The 530-nt window shown below is 31.1% G+C and carries 1 protein-coding gene; it reads left to right on the top strand.

What is annotated here, in order from left to right; all coding sequences use genetic code 11:
- The first annotated feature begins 218 nt into the window (after window positions 1-218).
- Window positions 219-428, top strand: a complete 210-nt coding sequence (locus LOK41_RS29420) for a DUF3221 domain-containing protein (protein ID WP_481748850.1) — start codon at window positions 219-221, stop codon at window positions 426-428.
- The last annotated feature ends 102 nt before the right edge of the window (window positions 429-530 follow it).

Here is a 530-nt window from a genome sequence, read left to right as displayed (position 1 = left end):
TGTTTATATCATGGGGGATTTCGGATATAAAGTACTTCTGATAACGAATCTTATGGTGATCAAGGAGGAATAAAAATTAAGCAATATATAAGATGTTTAATTATCTTTAGTTCAATTATTATACTAATGGGCTGTTCTTTTAAAAAAGACGTAGAGCTTAAGATGGTCCATGTGCTAAAAGAAAAGTCAGTGGGAATTTTACTGATGAAAGTGCAAATATAGGAACTATAGAAAGAAAAGACGAAAATGGTGTATTTATAGTATTAGAATCCTCCAAGATAGCATCTAAGGTATCAGCTGAAATAGTCAATAAAAGTGACATAAAAAATTTACATAAAGGGGATAAGGTTAAAGTTTGGTTTGTTGGACCTGTATTAGAATCTTCTCCAGCCAAAGCATGTGCTAGCAAAATAATAAAATATCATTAATTTCTTACAACTTCCGCAATCGAGAATTATGTGAACGAAAAGTTCCTTCAGATTTTCTGAAGGGACTTTTTCTAGGTTTCTAGATAAATTGACTGCTGATAA

Origin of the sequence: Bacillus sp. TL12 (genome assembly GCF_022625245.1) — a bacterium.
Taxonomy (GTDB): Bacteria; Bacillota; Bacilli; order Bacillales; family Bacillaceae_G; genus Bacillus_A.
The sequence above is the reverse complement of the archived record's forward strand: the minus strand, read 5'-3'. Positions and strand labels throughout refer to the sequence as shown.